Source organism: Desulfobulbus sp., assembly GCF_030824455.1.
Taxonomy (GTDB): Bacteria; Desulfobacterota; Desulfobulbia; order Desulfobulbales; family Desulfobulbaceae; genus Desulfobulbus.
The window spans coordinates 14,759-36,007 of sequence record NZ_JAVBXR010000057.1; the positions used below are offsets into that span (position 1 = coordinate 14,759).

16 protein-coding genes are annotated in these 21,249 nt (G+C 61.4%); all 16 read left to right on the forward strand.

Going from position 1 to position 21,249, the window contains the following annotated elements; translation table 11 throughout:
• Window positions 1-116 precede the first annotated feature (116 nt).
• Window positions 117-1,724: an SUMF1/EgtB/PvdO family nonheme iron enzyme gene (locus RCH93_RS08045; RefSeq protein ID WP_306547834.1), complete on the forward strand. Its 1,608-nt coding sequence runs from the start codon at window positions 117-119 to the stop codon at window positions 1,722-1,724.
• An 87-nt stretch (window positions 1,725-1,811) separates the two neighbouring features.
• Entirely contained in the window at window positions 1,812-2,483 is a 672-nt protein-coding gene (locus RCH93_RS08050) for a glycine zipper 2TM domain-containing protein (RefSeq protein ID WP_306547835.1), read from the forward strand.
• Between the two features lie 15 nt (window positions 2,484-2,498).
• The gene (locus RCH93_RS08055; RefSeq protein WP_306547836.1) at window positions 2,499-2,993 is read left to right on the forward strand and encodes a hypothetical protein; all 495 of its coding nucleotides are present in this window, start codon (window positions 2,499-2,501) and stop codon (window positions 2,991-2,993) included.
• 12 nt (window positions 2,994-3,005) lie between these two features.
• Window positions 3,006-4,166, forward strand: coding sequence for a S41 family peptidase (locus RCH93_RS08060; protein WP_306547837.1), 1,161 nt, complete (start codon window positions 3,006-3,008; stop codon window positions 4,164-4,166).
• Between the two features lie 15 nt (window positions 4,167-4,181).
• Window positions 4,182-6,434 carry a vWA domain-containing protein gene (locus RCH93_RS08065; RefSeq protein ID WP_306547838.1) on the forward strand — a complete coding sequence of 751 codons (2,253 nt, stop codon included), beginning with the start codon at window positions 4,182-4,184 and terminating at the stop codon, window positions 6,432-6,434.
• Between the two features lie 5 nt (window positions 6,435-6,439).
• Window positions 6,440-7,225 (forward strand): ABC transporter ATP-binding protein, encoded by a 786-nt coding sequence (locus RCH93_RS08070; protein ID WP_306547839.1) that lies wholly within the window; start codon window positions 6,440-6,442, stop codon window positions 7,223-7,225.
• Complete coding sequence (locus tag RCH93_RS08075; RefSeq protein WP_306547840.1) at window positions 7,222-9,024, forward strand: FtsX-like permease family protein; 1,803 nt, start codon at window positions 7,222-7,224, stop codon at window positions 9,022-9,024. Before RCH93_RS08070 ends, RCH93_RS08075 begins: the two co-directional genes overlap by 4 nt.
• Before the next feature lie 51 nt (window positions 9,025-9,075).
• Complete coding sequence (locus RCH93_RS08080) at window positions 9,076-11,379, forward strand: hypothetical protein (protein ID WP_306547841.1); 2,304 nt, start codon at window positions 9,076-9,078, stop codon at window positions 11,377-11,379.
• 451 nt (window positions 11,380-11,830) lie between these two features.
• Window positions 11,831-12,283 (forward strand): division/cell wall cluster transcriptional repressor MraZ, encoded by a 453-nt coding sequence (gene mraZ, locus RCH93_RS08085; RefSeq protein ID WP_306547842.1) that lies wholly within the window; start codon window positions 11,831-11,833, stop codon window positions 12,281-12,283.
• Between the two features lie 13 nt (window positions 12,284-12,296).
• Complete coding sequence (rsmH, locus tag RCH93_RS08090; RefSeq protein ID WP_306547843.1) at window positions 12,297-13,190, forward strand: 16S rRNA (cytosine(1402)-N(4))-methyltransferase RsmH; 894 nt, start codon at window positions 12,297-12,299, stop codon at window positions 13,188-13,190.
• A gap of 52 nt (window positions 13,191-13,242) precedes the next feature.
• Window positions 13,243-13,605, forward strand: a complete 363-nt coding sequence (locus tag RCH93_RS08095) for a hypothetical protein (RefSeq protein ID WP_306547844.1) — start codon at window positions 13,243-13,245, stop codon at window positions 13,603-13,605.
• 7 nt (window positions 13,606-13,612) lie between these two features.
• Window positions 13,613-15,430: a hypothetical protein gene (locus tag RCH93_RS08100; RefSeq protein ID WP_306547845.1), complete on the forward strand. Its 1,818-nt coding sequence runs from the start codon at window positions 13,613-13,615 to the stop codon at window positions 15,428-15,430.
• A 13-nt stretch (window positions 15,431-15,443) separates the two neighbouring features.
• On the forward strand, window positions 15,444-18,464 hold the full coding sequence (locus RCH93_RS08105) for a UDP-N-acetylmuramoyl-L-alanyl-D-glutamate--2,6-diaminopimelate ligase (protein ID WP_306547846.1): 3,021 nt from the start codon (window positions 15,444-15,446) through the stop codon (window positions 18,462-18,464).
• A gap of 15 nt (window positions 18,465-18,479) precedes the next feature.
• Complete coding sequence (mraY, locus tag RCH93_RS08110) at window positions 18,480-19,559, forward strand: phospho-N-acetylmuramoyl-pentapeptide-transferase (protein ID WP_306547847.1); 1,080 nt, start codon at window positions 18,480-18,482, stop codon at window positions 19,557-19,559.
• 3 nt (window positions 19,560-19,562) lie between these two features.
• A complete protein-coding gene (gene murD / locus RCH93_RS08115) occupies window positions 19,563-20,927 on the forward strand; it encodes a UDP-N-acetylmuramoyl-L-alanine--D-glutamate ligase (RefSeq protein WP_306547848.1) in 1,365 nt (454 codons plus the stop codon).
• Window positions 20,924-21,187, forward strand: a complete 264-nt coding sequence (locus tag RCH93_RS08120) for a hypothetical protein (RefSeq protein WP_306547849.1) — start codon at window positions 20,924-20,926, stop codon at window positions 21,185-21,187. Before murD ends, RCH93_RS08120 begins: the two co-directional genes overlap by 4 nt.
• Window positions 21,188-21,249 lie beyond the last annotated feature (62 nt).

Consider the following 21,249-nt stretch of genomic DNA (forward strand, 5'->3'; position numbering starts at 1 on the left):
CGGGAAACCTCTTTAATTTCTCTACATTGTTTTGTCGGCAGGAATTGTATCTGTGCAGACAATCTGCTCCCTTGTTCATTCCAAGGCCCAACTCTGACCAGTCACAGGCGGCAACCATGCGATTGACATTCCTCCTGCACGCGATCCTGGCGCTGATGCTGATGCTGACCACGCCGCTGCCCCGTTTAGCCCATGCCGAAGTTCCGGCCGGCAATCCCCAGCCCCAGCCGGGCGATGTTCTGCTGCCCATGCCGGCCGGCAGAACCATGGCCTTGCGACCGGTGTGCATCGGCGAGGGCGCCGGGTCCTACGCCTGGAAGCGTTTTCGCGTGGGCGATCCGGCCGGCGGTTACAAGGAGTCGCCCACCGGCGTGGCCCTAGGCGGCGCATTCAAGGTCGCGCAGGCGTCGTCGGAAGACTGGTGCTACTACATCGGCAAGTACGAAGTCACCGAAGACCAGATGTTTGCGGTGATGCAGTCGCCCAAGGAATATGAAAACAGCAGCCTGCCGGTTCGCAATCTGTCCTGGTTTGAGGCCGAAGATTTCCTGCGGAAGTATAACGAATGGCTGTACGGTAACGCCCGGAAGGAACTGCCTGCCCACGGCGGCGTGCCCGGTTTTTTGCGTCTGCCCACCGAACCTGAATGGGAGTTTGCCGCGCGCGGCGGCAGCGAGGTGGACAGCGCCGGATTTGACCGAAAATTGCCCTATCCCCTCGAGCAACTCCCCGAATACGAATGGTTTTCAGGGCCCACGTCGTCGCACAACAAGGTCAAGAAGGCGGGGCTGCTGAAGCCCAATGTCCTGGGGCTCCACGACATGCTCGGCAATGTGGCTGAGATGACCGATTCCCTCTATCAGATCGAGTATTACCAGGGGCGCAGCGGCGGCTACGTCTCCAAAGGCGGTCATTATCTCACCGACGGCAATCAGTTGCGTTCTTCGCTGCGCACCGAGCAGGAGTTTTACACCCTGGACGCGAAGAACAACGCGGTGATTCCGGCTAAAAAAGAAACCCTGGGTTTTCGCCCGGTGCTGGCCTCGCTGGTGTTTCCCAACCGCCAGGTGAGCGCGCAGATGAACGACGACTGGGAGGCCTATCGCCAGGGCGCGGCGCAAACCCTGCCGGCGGCGGTGTCGACCAGTTCAACCAGCGCCAAAACGCAGGTTTCGGGCAGCGACGCCAGCGGCCATCTCAAACGGCTCAAGGACGAACTGACCCGAGCCGGCGCCCCGTCCGGCCCGGTGCAGCAGGAACTCGATCTGCTTGCCGCAGCTCTGAACGACATCCAGTTCACCATCAAGCAGGCGGAGCAGGATTCAGCCTATTCCTGGGTGAAAATCGGCGGAGAACAGGCGTTTTTCATCACCAAGGAGGCGCGGAAACTGCCAATTTTGGAAAACCTGCTGCAGTCGGCCCTGAGTTCGCAGCGCACCGAGGTCGCCGAAAAATACAAGGAGCGGGAAACCGAGATCCGGCAAAACATCGCCCAGGCCATGTCGTCCTACACCGAGTCGATGCGCCAGCTTGGCGCAGTTTCGGAAACAGCGGTGAAGGATGGGTTTGAACGCTATACGCAGTTCTTGCAGAAGCGCAACGCCGAGGCGCAGGGCAAGCTGCTGGCAACGGTGCGTCGTCACGCCGACGAGTATCTCAAGGTCAAGCGAACCGACGATGAAAATTGGCAGAAGCAACTGTTTGAAGCTGCGGCCGCGCCCTGAGCAAGGCGGCAGCCGTCCCGCTTGACCTGGTAATAACAACGAAATGATCGATTGTTGCAGTCCTACGTTTACAGAAAAGGAGAGAGTATGAAGAGGAAAACATCGTGGGTCATGGTGGTGTTATGCATGCTGTTGACGATCAGCGGCTGCGCCAACATCAAGGACGACGGAACCCGCACCCGGACTGAAGGCGCGGGCACGGGCGCGGCCATCGGCGCGGTTGCCGGCGGCGTGCTCGGGCAGATTCTCGGCGGCGACACCAAAGCCACCCTGATCGGCGCGGCCATCGGCGCTGCGGTGGGCGGTGTGGGCGGCTATGCCTACGGCGATCATGTTGCCGGTCAGAAGGAGAAATACGCCAAAGAAGAAGAGTGGCTGGATGCGTGCATCGCCCAGGCCCGGCAAAAGAATCAGGAGATTGTCGCCTACAACCAGAATCTTTCCCAGCAGATTGCGACCCTGCAGAAGGAAACGGCGGCGCTGAACAAGAAGATCAAGAACAAGACGGCGCGAACAGCCAAGCTCAAGGAACAAAAGGCGGCGACCGATTCGCTGCTTGAGGCGGCCAACAAAGAGCTGGCCACGGCCAAAACCGAGTTGGAGGCCCAGGGTTCGGTCTCGGCCGAGGCCAGGAAGAGCGGCAAGGACGATTACGCCGTTACCCTGGACAGCGAGATCGAGACGCTCAAGGGCAACATCACGGAACTGGAAAAGCGCACCGGCGAACTGGCCTCGATGTCCGCCAGCATGTCGGTGTAACCTGGGAGATCGACCATGAAAACATTTTCTTCACTGCTGTGCTGCCTGTGCGTCGCCGCCGTTCTCTCCGGCTGCGCCGGCCAAACCACCGATCCGCGTCAGGGTGGTCTGTTCAGTTACAATCCCGACGCCTATCAACAACGGCTGCGGGACCGGCAGGACAATCTTTCCAGCGCGGAGCAGGCCAATCAATCGGCCCAGGCGCAGACCGACGCCCTGCAGTCCGAGCAATCGTCCCGGCTCCAGGAGAAGGCCGCGCTTGAGAAGCAGTTGAAAAAGCTCTCCGCCTCGGTGGCCTCCCTGGAGAAGGGGATCAAAACCAAACAGGCCCAGACCGCTGCCCAGAAAAAGGAACAGCAGCGCATCCTTGCTGAAATCAATACCCTGAAAAATTCTGCGCGTACAGCCGACGACATCGCTGATCCAGAAGAAAAACGGCTTGAGCTGCAACGGTTGCAAAGCAAGCGGGACAAGCTGGAAAAAGAGGCCGCCAATCTGATGCGGCTGTAATCGGCCCGGCCCGTGGCGTCTCTCATCCTCAGCACGGCCTGCCGACCATTGCGCGGGTTTGCGCTTATTGTGGTCGGTTTGGCGCTGTACGGGCTTGGAGCGGCGCCGACGCCGGCGGCCTGGGCGCAGTTAACCGAGGAAGCGCAGTTGCTCACTGCGGCGGTGGAACAGATCCGCGACCACGGTCTGGCCGTGCCCAGGTCGAGCCGGAAGATCGCCGAAGATCTTCTCCGCGCCTACGCCCACTCCCTTGACGACTATTCCGATTATCTCACGGCCCGTGAATACGCCGCCTTTCTCGAGTCGACCAGCTCCGACTACTTTGGGGTGGAGATGGATATGCAGCAACGGGACGGAACCTTGCGGCTCTATCCCTTCAAACGCGGGCTGGCTGAAAAAAGCGGCATTGCCCCAGGCGATGAACTGGTGGCGGTCAACGGCTCGCCGGTGTACGGCAAGTCGGTGTATGTGGTCGGCGCCATGATCCGGGGGGCGGAAGGCGCGACGGTGCAACTAACCATCAGAACCGGTCAGGCCATCCCCAGGTCCCTGACCCTGCGGCGACAGCGGGCCCACTACCAATCCGTTGTCTGGAAGGCCGCCGGCGCGGGTCATTTTATCCAGATAACCCGGTTCGCCAAGGACACGGCGGCGCAGTTGCGCCGTATCCTCGAAGGGGGCGGCAACGACGGGCGGCCCATTCTGCTTGATCTGCGCGGCAACCAGGGCGGCAGCCTGATCAGCGCCCGTGAATGCGCGGAACTCTTTGTCCGGCCCGGGACCGTGTTGTTTCAGCTGCGCGACCGGGACACAACTCAAAAAATCGAGGCCGAACAGCCGCAGCTCGCAGCCGGCAGGCTGACGCTGCTCCAGGACAACGACACCGCCAGCGCCGCCGAGGCGTTTATTGCCGCCCTGACCGCCGATAAACGGGCGCTTTCGGTGGGGGCGGCAACCTACGGCAAGGGGCTTGCCCAGCGGTTTCTGCCCCTGCCGGACGGTTCGGCCCTACTGCTGACCTATGCCGAGATCCTGACCCCGGAAGGCGTTGCCTTTCACCAGCGCGGCCTAGCCCCGGGGCTTCGCCTGCCCGAGGAACTGGCCCGTCAGGATTTCAGCAAGGAATCGTCGATCACTGCATTGTTTGATTTCATCACCACGAACCAGGATTGAATAAGGAGAAGAGGTATGCGGTTACACACATTGACCATGGCGTTGGGCCTGCTGCTGGGAACCTTTGCGATTGTGCAGGGCGCGGTTGCGGCCGGCGAATCTTCCGGGACGGCGACAGCGACAGCACCGGCGGAGGCCTCCGCCGCTTCGGCTGCTAAACGGATCCCGATAAAGCTTGAGGGCAAGGAGTCGCTGCCCCTGCGGGTGTTGTCGCGCGCCTTTTCCAAGGTATATAAAAACCCCGACGTCGCCAGCTCCACCATCGAGGAAAACGTTCCGGCCTTCCAGGCCTATTACGTCTACGGCAAACAGGGTGGGGGCGATCTGGGGGGAGCGGTCTGGTATGAGGTTGGCCACGACAACCGGGGAACTGTGCTTGGCTGGATGTCTTCGGATGACGTGTTCGAGTGGAAGCAGACCATGTGCCTGTCCTACACCCACCCGGAGGGACGCTATCCGGTGCTGATGTTTGACAAAAAAGCGGAGTTGGAACGATTGAGCGGGCTGCCCAAAGAAAAACGCAAAGAGGCAGTGGAAAAATACTACATGGACATCGCCATGGGCGATGTTCCGCCTGAGTTTCCCATTGTGACCATTGAGCCGAAAAAGGCGGTCGACATCACCAAGGAGTTCTATCTGCTGCCGATTCTTGAATTCGGCGAGGTTCAGCTGGAAAACCGTGAGGCCAGAATCCTCAAGCTGGCCGCCGTCACCGGCGAAGGGGCCGAGGCGCGGGAAAGCTCGGACATCAGGAAAAACAAGGACTACCTGCAGGACGCCGTGCAGGACAGCACCTCGATTAGCCCGGCAGCCCTTGAAAAATTAGGCATCGACATTGTCTGGGTGATGGATGCCACCAACTCGATGATGCCCTACGTCACCCAGACCCTGAAGGTGGTGGAAGAGGCCTCCAAACGGATATCGAGCAACGCCGCGCTGGCCAAGGCGGTCAAGTTTGGCGTCTGGGGGTATCGCGATTCCATCTCCATTCCGGACATCGGCTACAACGTCAAGAATTATACCCCGGAACTCCAGAACATTGATCAGTTCATTCCCACCTTGAAAACCGTGGACGTCAGTTTGGCCGGCTCGGAAGGGTACGCCGAGGACGTGTTCTCCGGGGTGAAGGGCGCGGTTGACGAGACCGCCTGGACCCCCAACGCGATCAAAATCGTGGTCCTGGTCGGCGACGCCCCCGGCCATGAGCCGGGCCACAAGTGGAACGCCTCGGGACAGAGCCAGACCACCCTGCGCGCTATTGCCGACGACCGCAACATCACCATCTACGCCATCCACATCAAAGATCCCAAGGCCGAGCAGTATCACGCGACCACCGCTGAACAGTTCCAGACCTTGAGCGTCAACAGGGGCGCCGAGGGCGGACCTTCCTACTACAGCACCCCTTCCGAGGACTTGGTTGGTTTTGAAAACGTCACCAAAAACGTGACCGACGCAATTATCGGTTTGCTTGAGAAAATCAATCAAGAAAAGGGCAAGGCCGCAGCAACCGCCACCGCCGGTTCGGGCGGCAATGCGCCGGCAACGGCCAAAGCCGGCGTCTCCGACTTTGACGTCTCGTCGCCCGCGGCGCAGCCGGCCAAGCCGGGGACGGAACCGGCCGTGACGGCTGCCAAGGGGACCGTGAATCTCGACCTCTTTGAGGAGGCAAGCCCGGCGCCGGCAAAAGGCGAGCCGGCAAAGCCCGAGGGGCAAGCCCTGGCCAATGCGGCCCTGAAAGCCGCCTTTGTGCAATGGATCGGTTCCCAGGCCGGGGCGCAGGCGCCGCGCGACGTTGTCGCCTGGGTAACGGACAAAGACTTGCTCGCCACCGACATTCAATCGCTGGAGGTGCGGTTGCTGATCAACAAACGCCAGCTCGACTCCCTGCGGGAAACCTTGAAAACCATCCTTGCAGCAGGCCGCAAGGGCCAGATCAGCGGCGAGGATTTCTTCTCCTCGCTGCAGGCGGCGGCGGCCGCCACGGCCCGCGATCCAGAGATGATCAAACGGGCCAAGTCCCTGTCGCAGAGCGGGTTGATCCCTGAGTTTCTGACCGGTCTGCCCTACAAAAGCCGGATCATGGATATGAACAACGAGCTGTGGAGCAGCTGGTCCGTGGACGAACAGGACATGTTCCTTGCCGATCTGGAGGCGCGGATCATGGCCTACGAAACAATCCACGACGGCCCGGAGGGTTGGGTGCGGCTGAACAAGAGCGACGACCCCAGCGAGTATGTGTACCCGATCAGCCTGGAGCTGCTGCCCTGACCTCTATGACTGATGTCGTCTATCGTCTCCGGGATGTGGAGAAGCGCCGCAGCAAGGGCGGCGTTTCCTTTGTCCTCCGCATTCCGGAGCTTGACGTCTGTCGAGGCGAGTTTTGCTCGGTGGTGGGGCCGTCGGGCTGCGGCAAATCGACCCTGCTGGATATGCTGGCCCTGGTTATGGAGCCGACTCGTGCCGGCAGTTTCAGCGTGCAGGTGGGGCCGCGCGGCAAGCCCAGAGTTTTTGAAGTTCCTGGTCTTGCGGAAAACCGCGCCGCTCGGATCCGCCGCGCCAACATCGGCTATGTTTTGCAAAGCGGCGGCCTGTTGTCCTTTTTAAGCGTGCGCGAAAACATCATGCTCACCGCCCAGATCAGCGGCGTCGGCGTCAGTCGCGGCGAGTTCAACGACCTCGTCGGGGTGTTGGGGCTGACTGACCAACTCGACAAGAAGCCGCAGCACCTTTCCGGCGGGCAACGGCAGCGGGTTGCGGTGGCCCGTGCCCTGATCCATCGGCCGATGATTATCCTGGCCGACGAACCCACCGCCGCCGTGGATTATCCCACCGCGCTCGACATCCGCGACGAACTGCACGCGCTGGCCAGGGAAATGGGCGCGGCGGTGATCATGGTAACCCACGACCGCAGCCTGGTGGACCAGGTGTCGGACCGGCAGGTGCGCTTTGAAACGGTGCGCACGGGCCGCGCCGAAACGTTGGCGACCGCGTTTGCGGAAACCCGCGTTCCCGCACCCGTCGCTGGCGAACGACTGGCCCGTCCGGAGGTTGGGGCATGATTTTTCGGCTGGCCTTCAAGGACATTGTCCACGACTGGTTGCTGAGCCTTTGTCTGGTGTTGGCCATTTCCGCGATCATCGCGCCCCTGCTGATCCTGTTCGGGCTCAAGTTCGGGGCGGTTGAGACCATGCGCAGCCGTTTAGTGCAGGACCCCAAAAATAGGGAAATCCGTCCATTGACCACCCGGTCTTTTAGCCGCGAATGGTTTGACGAACTCAGGGCCCACCAGGCCGAGGTTGCCTTTGTGGCGCCCATGACCCGGCAGATCTCGGCCTCGGTCATGGCAACCAACGCAGCCGGCGACCTCAGGGAACCGTTGAGCCTGATGGTCACCGCGCCCGGCGACCCGCTGCTGCTTGAAAACAGCGGGGTTGTGCCGGAACCCGGCGAGTGCGTGCTCACCGAGGCGGCGGCCAAGGCGCTGAACGTCGCCGCCGGCGATCAGCTGACCCTGGGCGCGCAGCGAATCATCCAGGGGCGGTACGAGAATGGAACCTTTCCGGTGCGGATCGCCGCCGTGCTGGGCGAGCGGGCTTCCAGCCTGCGCGCCGCCTATGTCCGGCTGGAGGTTGTCGAATCGGTCGAGGACTACAAGGACGGCAGGGCCGTGCCTGCCTATGGTTGGCAGGGCGAGTTGCCGGAGGCTTACCCGGTGTTTGACGGCGCCGTGGTGCTGACCCCGGAACCCTTGAGCAAGCTGGACGAGGTGCTGCTGGTCAACAACACCGGTTTTTCCCGGGTGCAGCCGGTTGCGGGCGACGAGGCTCGGGACAAGCTCGGCTACGCCCCGGAACCGGGGTGGTCGGCGTATTGGATCACGGTCCGGCAGCGGGCGGCCACGGAGGACAATCTCCAGGCTGTGGTCAACAAATTGCGGGGCAGGGGCGCCATTGTCGCGCCCTGGATTGAGCCGCTGGAGATTGGTTTGACGGTCGCCGGCGCATCTGGTCCGGTGACCGTCCAGCTGCGGGCGCGTTCCGATGTCGCGTCGTCGTCGGGGGCCGTTCAAGCTGCCGGCTCGACCCGCCCCCAGCGCGTCATTGTGGTCGCTCCGGATCTGCCGCTCAGCGAAGGCCCGGCGACCTTGCGCCTCAAGGTCGCGGACCGGGAGCTGCAGGCGCCGGTCCTGCTGCACAAGGGCGATGTCCCAGGCGGCCAGGCGCAGGCCAGCGCCGCCGTTGCCGGCACGTTCAACCTACTGCGCCACCGCAACGTCCGGTACGATTCCGCCGCCGATGCATTGCTGCTCTCCCGCCAGGGATATGCGGGGTTTCGCCTTTACGCCGCGACCATCGACGCGGTCGATGCGGTGCAGCAACGACTGGAACAGCAGGGCGTGACCGTGCACACCGAACGGGAGCGGATAGCGGAGGTGCGGCGGCTTGACCGCTATGCGACCCTGGTCTTCTGGTTGATTGCCGCAGTGGGTGTGATTGGCGGCGTATCCGCCCTGACCGCCAGCCTCTACGCTTCGGTGGAGCGGAAAAAAAAGGAGCTGAACGTGCTTCGGCTGCTCGGTTTGCTGAAGCGCGAACTGGTGCTGTTCCCGATTTCCCAGGGACTGCTGCTGTCAAGCGGCGCCCTGGCCCTGGCGGCGGTGCTGTTTCTGCTGGTGGCCAGGGTAATCAACACCTTGTTTCGCGCCCAGTTGCACGCCGAGGAGTCGCTTTGCACCCTGTCGCTTGGGCATTTTCTGATTTTGGCTGTCGGCGTCTGGACCCTGAGCGTTGTTGCCGCAACTTTTGCGGCCCTGCGGGCAACCCGTCTGGACCCGGCCGAAGCGCTGCGCGACGAATAAATCCATAACGTATCGAAACCATTGAAGGAGGGGAGAATGACAGGAGCAGGAATGCTGAAGGTAAAACCCAGGAACGGACTGCGGGGCATGGGCCTGACCGGTTGGGTGCTGGCCGCGCTGATCGGTTGTGCGTCTATGGGCGTGGTCCCCTTGGCGACGGTGACGGCCCAGGCTGCTGAAGCGGTTCGGGACGCGGCGAGCGCAGCCCGAGAGCTGCAGCTTGAAGGCGCGCGGCTGCAATTGCAGGGGCGGCCCGACCTAGCGGTCAAAAAATATAAGGAGAGTCTGGCCCTGCAGCCCAACCCGCGTCTGGACAGCCTGGTTCAGCAGCTGGAGACCCCGGAGAATAAACAGCAAAGCGCGCCGGCTGCGCCCGCAGTCGTGGAACAGGTTGCGCCGCCGTCGCCGGAGCCGGCCGCGCCTCCCGCTGAAGCGGTGGTTGTCGACCAGGCCGCGCCAGGGGGCCCTCCAGCCGGCCAGGGGCAGCAAGCGACTTCTGCGTCGCCGCCGGCTGCGCCGGTTGCAATTCCGCCGGAGCCGCCCGTTGCTGAGCGGAAACCGGCAACCCCGGAAGAGGCGTTGATTTACGCCTTCACCGACTGGGCCATTGGCCTGTTGCCGCCGCCGGGCCACAACAAGGATGTGGGCCTGAAGACCAACCGCAACTACGGCGTTGTTCCAGTTGACGGCGGTTATGAGGTGCGGCTTGAGCCGTGCACGTTGATCATGGACGAAAAAAACTCGGTCGAGTTCGGGCCGGTGGTTTTTCGTTTCAAACCCCAGGATGCGGACGTCCTGGCCGTCACCGTGCGGTTGCCTGACAAGGCCCCGGTCATTGAGGCCGGCAAGCCGGTTGCCGAGCTGACCCTTGGTCGTCAGGAAATCAGCGGCGTCTGGGACCGCCGGCAGATGAATTTCACCCGGATGGACGCCAAGCTGGGCGACCTGGTGCTTGAGGACATCGCAAAAACCGGTCGGTTGTCGCTCAAAGAGCTGGCGCTGAACGGCGTCGCCGGCAAGGGCGAACAGGACAGCTGGACCGAAAAAATGCAGGCGCAGGCCGATGGTCTAGCCTTTGTTGGCAAAGAGGTCGACTTTAAGCTGGCCAAAATCGCCACTCAGGCTGAGGTGAACGGCGCCAATGCGACCAGGAGCTATGCCTTGCGCCAGAGCCTGCAGCGCGGCCTGAACCGGATGGATCAACTGCCGCGTCCGGAACTCAAACAATTGCTCGCCGATTTTGACGAATACATGCAGTTGCTGGGCGCGTACACCGGTTCGATGAGCATCCAGGGGCTGCAGTCGACGTCCAAAGGCGACGTCTTCAGTCTGGAATCGGTCGAACTCTCCGGCGGCCTGCGCAAAGACGCCCAGGCTGAAAAATTTGTCTATCATTCCAAGGGTGCCCTGAACAATTTCGCCTATGCCGAGGGGAAAACTCCGGAAAAAACGCAGCCTGTTGCCACCTCGCTGCGTCATGTGGGATTGGTCGGCGAGGGCGCCGTCAAAACGCCGCCGCCGCATCTGTTCGCCGACCTGTTTGTCGCCATTGAGGGTATGGACAAAACGCCGCCAGAGCAGTCCGACGCCTATCTGGCCAAGCACGGGATGCAGTTTGTCCAGAAAGTACTGGCGCTGATCGAGGGCTATTCCAGCGAAATCAGCTTGGAAGACCTCCGGGTGGTCAATGCCCAGCCTGCGCCGGTGACCCTTGACAAGGCAATCCTGAGCGGCGGGTTTACGGCTGGCGGCGGCGATGGCGGAACCGCTCACACCCGCGTGCACTTTTCCGGGTTCAAAGGAATGGCCCCTGAGGCCGGCAACATGCCGGAATCCGCCAACGTCCAGCTTGAGGTAAAAAAAATTCCTTCCCTGCTCAAGCTGGTCTCTAGCCCGGCGGCGCTGGCTGCGGGCAATATGCAGCAGGTGCAGGGCGAGTTGATGATCAACGGCATGAACGCGCTGATGACAAGCGGCCTCACCCTGTCGCTGACCGATTCCTTTGTCGCCTTCCCGGCAACCCGGTTGACGCTGGCCCTGATGGCCGTGGCGGATCAGAAGGCCAAGTATTTCTCCACCGGCGAGATGAAGCTGGTTGTTGAAAATCCTGAAGAATTCTTAAGAATAGCGCGCAGTCTCAGCGCCGACCCGGAGACCGAGAAAACGTTGGCGACGATCACCGCACTGGCCGACCGGCGCGAGGAAAACGGCAAGGTTGCCGACCGGATCGACGCCAAGGTGGACGGCGCCGGCCAGGTGTTCATCAACGCCAAAGACGTGACCGCGATGTTTTTCCCGCCGCCGGCTCAGCAACAGGCTCCGCAACAGACGCCTCCGCCGGTCCAAGTGAAGTAGGGGCCTGCGTAGCGCCTGCTTCGAGCGCCGCATCCTCACTTCAGGGCGCTTCGTCAGGAATGCGTCCCGATTCATCCGGCAACCGGCGTTCAGACGCCGGTTGCCGCACAAAAACAACCCAACGGCTGATCATTATCCCTTGAAAGGGGGTGGCGATCAGCCGTTTGTATTTGCAAGGCCGTTCTGTCTGACGGGCAGGGCTGACGCGTTGCGCCGCAACGGTTTCGGGGCTGTGTTTCCTGGGTGGTAACGCTTCGTAATTAGGCCCTAAAGTCCATCTTTTCGCTGGGGCGTTTGCGGGCGGTTTTCTCCCTTGGTTTGATGGTGTTTTTCCTTGACTCTCTGGAGTGGTTCGTTTACTAATGAGGCATGCGGTGGTGGAAAGTGGTTTAAAGCGGTTGAGAGTGGGGCGTTTGCCCGGTTCGCAGCCGGTTGAGGTTCAAGGAGTGCTGTGCAGCGATTTCGGAGTCACTCGGAACACAGTCTGGATCCGAAGGGGCGGTTGAATATCCCGACCCGGTTTCGTGACGTGCTTCGTGAGCAGTTTCACTCCGAAATGCTGATTGTCACCCATTGGCAAAAATGTCTCCGCGCTTACCCGATGGCCGAGTGGGAAGCCCTTGAGGAGACGTTGCTCGCACAGGGGAAAAATCAGCCCGATTTCAGCAGGTTTGTCCGTTATCTGATTGCCGGAGTCAGTGAATGCCCGGTGGACAAGCAGGGGCGGATTCTTCTGCCGCCTGCGCTCAGGTCTGGTCTGGGCATCGAGAAAGACGTGGTTGTGGTCGGCATGCTCCAGCATTTCGAGATATGGGACAAGGTTGCCTGGGAAGAGGAAACTCGGCATACCCGCGAAACTTTCGGCGACTTCAGCGCAGGCCTTTCCGCGCTGGGCATTTTGTAATGTGCTCCATCGCATGACGCAAGACCAATCTGCGATCCATATCCCGGTGTTGAAAGACGAGGTGCTTGAATGGCTTAAACCGCGGCCCGAGGCGCTGTACGTTGACGGCACCCTGGGGTTGGGCGGGCATACGCAAGCGATTCTGGAGCACGCGTCGTCAACCAGTCGAGTTATCGGCTTTGAATGGGACGAAGAGGCAGCAGCTGCGACCAGTCGGCATTTGGCGGGCTTTGGCGAGCGGGTGCAGATAGTCCGGGCCTCTTATGCGGACGTGGTCCCGGAGCTTGAAAGGATGGGCATTGTTGCCGTTGACGGCCTGATCGCCGATCTCGGCGTTTCGTCGCTGCAGTTGGATCGAGCCGAGCGAGGGTTTAGCTTTCGGACGGACAACGCGCTTGACATGCGCATGGATCGCCGCAAGCCGTTGACCGCAGCAGCGCTTATTGCCCAGGCCTCTGAAGACCAGTTGGCGGATATTTTTTATCACTACGGCGAGGAACGGCAGGCCCGGCGGATCGCCCGGTTTATTGCCGAGGCCCGGATTGAAGCCCCGGTGGTCACCACCGGCAGGTTGGCCGCGATTGTGGCTGAGGCCGTGCCCCGGAAATATCATCCGCCCAAGGTGCATGTCGCGACCAAGGTGTTTCAGGCCTTGCGAATCGCGGTCAATGGCGAATTGGACAATCTCAGTCGATTACTGGCAACCGCGCCGCAGGTTTTGGCCAAGGGCGCCAGGATTTGCATCATCACGTTTCATTCCTTGGAAGATCGGATCGTGAAGCAGGCCTTTCAGCAAAATTCGGCCTATGCAGTGCTGAGCAAACGGCCGATTGTGCCGTCGGCGGAGGAAATGCGGCGCAATCCGAGGGCCAGAAGCGCCAAACTTCGGGTTGCGGAGCGGATTTGAGGCCGTGGGGAAACACGTTGGAAAACAGCAGGCGGTGACGCAGGAGACAGGTATGACGCCAAACGTAAGTGTACGAACATATAGGCCGCGCCAGCAGGCTTCGCTCAGAGAAGAGCGCCAGGCCAATCCCCGGTTTAACGCCTGTTTGTCGGGAGAAACGCGCAAATATATCGCCGTCGTCGTGGCGGTCGCGCTGGTGGCGGGCTTGGCGATCACCCAGTTTTTTTACGGGCAAATGATGGACATGCGGGCTCGGGCCGAACAGCTGCGTGGTCAGAACGCCTCGATTTACAACGAAAACGTCCGGCTGCTGGCCTTCCGCGCTCAGTTGGCGTCAAAAACGCACGTCGTCGCCATTGCCGGGACAAAATTGAATCTGTTTGAACCTGACAAAGGACAGGTGCGGCGGATGTAGTCGGGCAATGGCAAAAACCCTAAGGTCAAAAAAGACTAAACGACGATGGCTGATTCCCCTTCTTGTTGTTTTGCTGACAGCGGCTGGCGCTGTTCTGTATAGATGCCCCCCCTCCCTCCAGGATATCGGCAGGATTGTCCAGTCTGCTGTCGGCAAATTTTCGTCTCTTTCAGCGGGCCCAACGCCCGCTGAATCTGTTTTAAGGGGAACGGTTTACGACCGGAAATTCAGAGAAATGGCGGTTTCGTACCGTTTGTTCTCCTTGGCGGTCAACCCGGTTGAGGTGGGAGATCGCCGCAAAACCGCCGAGGCACTGGCGCCTTTTGTCGGCGACAAGGTTGACGCCCTTGAGGCGCGGTTGAAGAACGCGCAGTACTCGATAGTGCTGGCCGACGATTTGGACGAACGACAGGCCGAGCAGATAGCGGCGCTCCAGTTGCGCGGAGTGTCCTGCAAGGCGGGGGAAGTGCGGTTTTATCCTGGGCATACAGCCGCCTCCCATGTGCTCGGTTTCATGGGGGACGGGGTTGGCCTTGCCGGCGTGGAAGGCAAATACGACTCGGTGTTGCAGGCGGGCGGGTTTCGTAAAAGCAATATCCCGGATATCGATTTTGAGGGCCAAGAGAGTTTAGGGGCCGCAGTCACGGACATCGTGCTGACCCTGGACATCGATCTGCAAAAACAGCTGGAGAGCCGTTTTCGCGAGTATCTCGCGGCCCAGGGCGCGGAAAAAGGCATGGGGTTGCTAATCGAGCCGGGGAGCGGCCGCATTTTGGCGTTGGTCAACCAGCCGTCGTTTAACCCAAATTACTTCTGGAAAGCCAACGAAAGCAATCGGGTCAACCGGATCTACAATCATGTGCTCGACAAAGAGCTGATCCGGCCCATCCTGGCGCGGGCGGCGGCCATAGAACGGCAGGGTTTGGAAGGTCCCAGCCTGTTGCCGGCAACAGTGGCCGCAGCCAATTACGGATTCACCGACGCCCAGCTCAATGTTTTTGAACAGCAGATTCAGCTCTACGGGTCAGTGTTCGGCAATTGGGAATCAGGTCCTGCGGCTCCGGAGCAGTCCGGCGCAGAGCCGGTTGTCACCGGCGTTCAGGTGGGCGTGACCCTGGCCAGCCTTGTCAACGGCGGCTGGCGGATTACGCCCTATGTGGTTGACTCCATCTATGATCACGCCACGGCCAAACGTTATGCCCGCAGCAGTGAGGCCACTGAGAAACGGCATGTTCTGGACCCGGCGCTTGGGGTCAAGATCAGGCGGGAGTTGTTCGCCAACTGGCTGATGGAGCAGGAGAACGAGGTGGTGTTCACTGCCGACCATCTGCAGGTGAATCCGGAGAAAGAGTTTTCCCGCTATTCCATGCAGAAATTGTTCGTTGGTTTGGCGCCGGCAAAACAGCCGAAATTTCTCTTGTTAATGGCTATTGAGCAGGATTGTCTCCAACCCCTGCCGGACGCTAAAAACAGCGACAAGGCGGCCTTGGAGCAAATGGGCAAGGACTTGCTGGCGATGTTGATTAAAACCGCGCCGCCGGAAAATCTGCCGGCAAAGCCGCCGGAAAAAAGCCAGGAAAACCTGCGCCAGTTTTTCATCAGCAAACGGCTCAACTTCCGCAACACCCCGGGCAAAGCCAATGAGCCGGCGCCGGTGATGCCGCAAATGCGGGGCCTGAGTCTGCGCAAAGGCTTGCAGCAGATCGACAAATACAAAATGAAGGTTCGGATCAACGGCAGCGGCCGCATTGTCGCCCAGTACCCGCTTCCTGGGCAACCGCTGACCGGGGTTGACGAATGCATTCTGACCTTGGACACAAAATAATCGGCTGGCGTCTATGATCACCTTGGCGGAACTGGTTCACCTTCTTGCCCCGCTTGCAACGCGCGGACTGACCGATGCGGCCCTCCAGCAGCCGGTGACGGCGGTTGTTTCCGATTCGCGGCAAGTGCTCCCCGGCAGTCTTTTTGTCGCGGTTCGCGGCGAAAAGGCCGACGGCCGCGCCTATATTTCCGAGGCCGTTCGCAGGGGATGCGCGGCGGTGGTGGTCGACCTCGACGAGGGACTTGACGATCTCGCAGCGCCAGTGATCGTGGTTGCCGACAGCCATGCGGCGATCAGCGAATCGGCGGCCGCCTGGAACGGGTATCCGGCCGAGCGGATGCGGATGATCGGCATCACCGGCACCAACGGCAAGACCACCTGCTCGTGGCTGATCGAAGAGATGCTGCTGGCCGCAGGCTTCCGGCCGGGCGTGATCGGCACGGTGAACTACCGCTATCACGGCCTGGACGGTCTCCATGTCATTCAGGAGGCGCCGCTGACCACCCCTGATCCGGCGACCCTGCAAAGGTTGTTGCGGATTATGGCGGAGCAGGGCGTCACTCATGCGATCATGGAGGTCTCATCCCACGCCTTGCAGCAGAAAAGGCTGGGGCGAACCCGTTTTGACGTGGCCCTGTTCACCAATCTGAGCCGCGACCACCTCGATTATCACCAGAGTATGGGCTCGTATTTCGAGGCCAAGAAATTGCTCTTCCATCACCATCTGAAGCAGGAGGGCATTGCGGTGGTGGTTGCCGGACCGCATGCCGAGGGGTGCGACTGGGGCGAACTGCTGATTCAATCGCTGACCCAGGCGCCGGTCATCCGTTGCGGACTGTCGGCCGATTGCGCGGTCAGGGCGGGCGGGCTGCATCAAAGCGTGGAAGGTTTTCGCTGCAGCCTGAGTCTCCAGGGCGAACACAACGATTTTGCATCACAATTGACCGGCGGCTTCAACGTGCTCAATGTGCTGGCCGCCGCCGGCGTGGGGCTTGCCCTTGGTTTGGGCAAAGAGCAGATTTGCGTCGGCCTGGCCAAGGTCGGCAGCGTGCCTGGCCGGCTGGAGCGGGTCAAGCCGCCTACCGTCGCAAGAGCGGAGGTTCCGGCGGTTTTCGTCGATTACGCCCACACCCCGGACGCCCTGGAAAACGTGCTGCAAACCTTGAAGGAACTGACGACCGGACGTCTGGTGTGCGTGTTCGGGTGCGGCGGCGACCGGGATCGGGGCAAACGACCGTTGATGGGCGCTCTGGCGGCGCAGTATGCGGACGTGGCTGTGGTCACGTCGGACAACCCGCGCAGCGAAGACCCGGAGGCAATCATCGCGGAGATTGTTGTCGGCGTGGCAGCCTCGGGCAAAGCGGCCCGCTCCCTTGTCGACATGTTGACCGGCGCGGAACCGCAGCCCGGCTACACGGTGATCAGCGACCGCAAAGCGGCCATTGCAGCCGCCTGCAGTCTGGCGGCGCCGGGCGACAGCGTCCTCATTGCCGGCAAAGGGCATGAAAATTATCAAATTGTTGGCGCGCAAAGGCACTTTTTCGATGATCGGCTGGAGGCCCTCAACGGCCTGCTCCGTTGGAATCTGCGCCATCTGTTGGCCGCAACCGGCGGCAGGCTGGCGGCCGGCGGTCAGCGTGCAGTCTGCGGGGAAATTTCGACCGATTCGCGAAGCCTAAAGGCTGGCGACGTGTTTGTCGCGCTCAAGGGCGAGGCCTTTGACGGCAACCAATACATCGACGCCGCCGCCGAGCGCGGCGCCTCGGTGATTGTCGCCGAGCAACCGCCGGAGCGTGTTTGCCCAGGCACGGCCTACCTTGTCGTCGCCGATAGCCTTCGCGCCCTCGGCGACATGGCGGCATACCGCAGACGGCTGATGGGCAAGACTGCAACAATCGCGGCAATCACAGGAAGTTCCGGAAAAACCACAGTCAAGGAGATGGTGGCCGGCATTTTTGCCGAGGCCTTGCGAAATGTTCGCACCGGAGTCGACCCAGTTTTAAAGACGCAAGGCAACTTCAATAATCTCATTGGATTGCCGCTCTCGCTGCTGCCGCTGGAGGCTGGCCATCGACTCGCCGTCCTTGAGATGGGGATGAATGTGCCCGGCGAGATAGCCCGCCTGGCGGCCATCGCCGACCCTGACATCGGCTGCATTAACAACGTCCATCCCGCGCACCTGCAGGGCTTGGGCAGTATTGCCGGGGTGGCCGCGGCCAAGGGGGAACTCTTTGCCGGCATGCGGCCGGACGCGGTGCGGGTGGTGAACTGCGACGATCCCCAGGTGCGGACCCAGGCAAAAAAATCAGGTGGCAAACAGATCGGTTTTGCGGTAACTCCTTCCGGCCGCAAACTGGCGCCGTTGATTCGCGTCACCCGCCAGCGGAATTTGGGCGAGCGCGGCATGCGTTTTACCCTCCATATCGGAGAATGGCAGGCTCGGATCACTGTGCCGGCCTTGGGCGCGCACAACGTGAGCAACTGCGCAGCCGCCGCGGCCATTGCCCATGCCGCAGGCGTCGGGCCGGAGATCATTGTCAAAGGGTTGCAGCAGTATGCGCCCTCGGTCGACAAACGGTTGGCCGTGGTTGATCTGCCGGGTGGGCTGATAGCGGTCAACGACGCTTACAACGCCAATCCGGCCTCGATGGCGGCGGGTTTGCGCACCGTGGCCGCCTTGGGCGTCCCGGGTTGTCGCCATGCGGCCGCCTTGGGCGACATGCTAGAGCTGGGAACCGCCTCAGACGCCTTGCACGCAGGCATTGGAACCCTGGCCGCGAGTTTGGGCTACCACCGACTGGCGCTCACCGGACCCCACGCCCCGATTGTGGCGCAAGCGGCGGTGGCCGGCGGCATGTCTGCTGAGCAGGTCCAGGTCTTCCCGGACCCCGGCGCCATGGCCGACTGGTTCTGCCGAATGCTGGTCGAAGGCGACCTGAAGGCCGGCGACTGGCTGCTGGTCAAAGGTTCGCGGGGCATGCGCATGGAGCGGCTGCTGGACGCGCTGGAACAACAATTAAAGACGGAACACTAAGCCCCTCAGGGAACCATGTTTTATAATCTTCTCTATCCCTTTCACACCGAGCTGAGCTGGCTCAACGTATTTCGTTACATCACCTTTCGCTCGATTGGCTGCGCTATCACCGCCTTTTTGCTGGTGGTGATCATCGGGCCGAGATTCATCGCCTGGCTGCAAAAGAAACAGATCGGTCAGGTGATCCGCGAAGACGGGCCGGAAACCCACTTCTCCAAAAAAGGGGTGCCCACCATGGGCGGCATGCTGATCCTTGCCGCCATCACCGTCTCCGCCCTGCTCTGGACTGATCTGCGCAGCGGGCTGGTGTGGTTGCTGATCGGCATCAGCCTGTTTTTTGGATTCATTGGCTCCACCGACGATTGGAAGAAAATCAGCAAGGGCAACTCCCGCGGGCTCAGCGCCCGGGGGAAATTGGCGCTTCAGGTGATCGGCGCCGGGGTAGTGGCGGTTTTCCTGCTGATGACTCCCGGTTACGACGGCATCCTCAGTCTCCCGTTTTTTAAGTCCTATCATCCTGACCTGGGCTGGTGGTATCTGCCCTTTGCGGTGCTGGTCATTGTTGGGGCCTCCAACGCGGTCAATCTCACCGACGGCCTGGACGGGCTGGCCGCCGGGCCGATCGTGATCACCGCCTCGACCTATCTCATCTTTTCCTATGTGGCCGGCAACGCGGTGGTGGCCAGTTACCTGCAGATTCCTTTTGTGCCTGGCGCAGGCGAGGTCACCATTTTCTGCGCGGCTATCGTTGGCGCCTGTTTGGGATTTCTCTGGTTCAACTGCTATCCGGCCGAAATTTTCATGGGCGACGTTGGTTCCCTGTCGTTGGGCGGCACCCTGGGCGTGGTGTCGATCATCACCAAACAAGAGTTTTTACTGGTGATTGTCGGCGGCATCTTTGTCATGGAGGCAGTTTCCGTCATCCTCCAGGTGGGCTATTTCAAGATGACCGGCGGCAAGCGGATTTTTCTCATGGCGCCGTTTCACCACCATTTCGAGAAAAAAGGCTGGCTGGAACCCAAGGTGGTGGTCCGTTTTTGGATCGTTTCCATCATCCTTGGACTGATTGCCCTGGCAACGTTGAAATTGAGATAAATCGTGCAGATACTACAAGGCATGCAGGCAGTGGTGATCGGGTTGGGGGCGGCGGGGCTGTCCACGGTTCGGCATCTGCTGCGTCGGGGCGCGCAGGTCAAGGTTTCTGATCGCCGCGCCTCCGCGCAGATTGAACCCGAGACCCTGGCCTTCCTTGCGCAGGCGGGCGTGGCGCTTGAAACCGGCGGGCATTCCAGCGCATTTCTTGCCGGCGGCGACCTGGTGGTTCCGGGGCCGGGCGTGCCGCTTGACGTGCCGGTGCTGTGCGCCGCCCGCGAGCAAGGCCTGCCGATAGTTGGAGAGCTGGCCCTGGCTGCAGGCCAGTATCCGGTTCCGGTCATTGCGGTCACCGGTTCCAACGGCAAGACCACGGTCACCAGCCTGATCGGCGACCTGCTCAAGGCATCGGGCAAAAAGCCGTTTGTCGGCGGCAACATCGGCACGCCCCTGCTTGACTACTTTGCCGAGCCTGAGATTTACGATTCGGTGGTGCTGGAGCTTTCCAGCTTTCAGCTCGATCTGGCCGGCGATTTTCGGCCGGATGTGGGGTTGCTGCTCAATATTTCTCCAGACCATTTGGACCGGCATGGGTCGCTTGCCGACTACGCTCGCGCCAAGCAAAATATTTTCCGCAGCCAACAGCCGGGCGACCATGCCGTTCTCGGCGGAGACGATCCGGCAGCAGCTGCAACCCCGCTCAACGCCGGGGTTGAACGTTCCACCTTTGGCCGGCATCAGGGCGCTGCGGCGCGAATTATGGACGGACGCGTCTGTCTGCGTCTGCCGGGAGTTGAGGCGGTGTTTGATCTGGCGCAAACCAAATTGCACTCCTCGGTCAATCAGTTGAACGCCGCCGCCGCCGTCCTGGCGGCAACGCTGGCCGGTTGCGATCAGGCCGGCATAGCAGCCGGTCTGGCTGGGTACGAGCCACCGCCGCACCGTATGGCCGAGGTCGCGGTGATTGACGGGGTGCGGTTCATCAACGATTCCAAGGCCACCAACATCGGCGCCTTGGAGGCCGCTCTGGGCGGCTGTGAGGCCCCGGTGGTGCTCATCGCCGGCGGGCGCGACAAAGGCGGCGACTACAATTTGCTGCGGGATGTGGTGGCGCGCAAGGTGAAACGTCTGGTGCTGGTGGGCGAGGCCGCTGCTCTGATGCAGGCTGCGCTTGGCTTGATTGCCCCCACCGAGACGGCAACCACCTTGGACGACGCGGTGCGCAGGGCTGCCGCTGCTGCGGTTAACGGCGATCTGGTGCTGCTTGCCCCTGGTTGCTCCAGCTACGACATGTTTTCCGGATATGAAGAACGCGGCCGGGTCTTTGCCGAGTGTGTTCGCCGGCTGGGCCGGGAACGGAGCCTGTCGTGAGAGCGGGCGCCATGGTGCGCATGTGTTGCGTTTGCCGGCGGGTCGAGCGGCATGGACAGTGGGGGGCGCTTGCTTTGCCGGTTCCCGACGCGGTGGTGACCCACGGGTATTGTCCCGAGTGCTTTGTCGAGGCCATGGCCATGATCGAGACGGTCATCGCCGAACACGGCGCAAGCAATAGTCGCAATCGACAGGCGGCGGACGCGTTGTCGATTGCCGGCGGCGCAACCTTTGCCGGACAGTGGCAACCATGCGCCTGATTGTCGTCGGCGGCGGAACCGGCGGGCATCTTTTTCCGGGCATAGCGGTGGCGACCGCCATG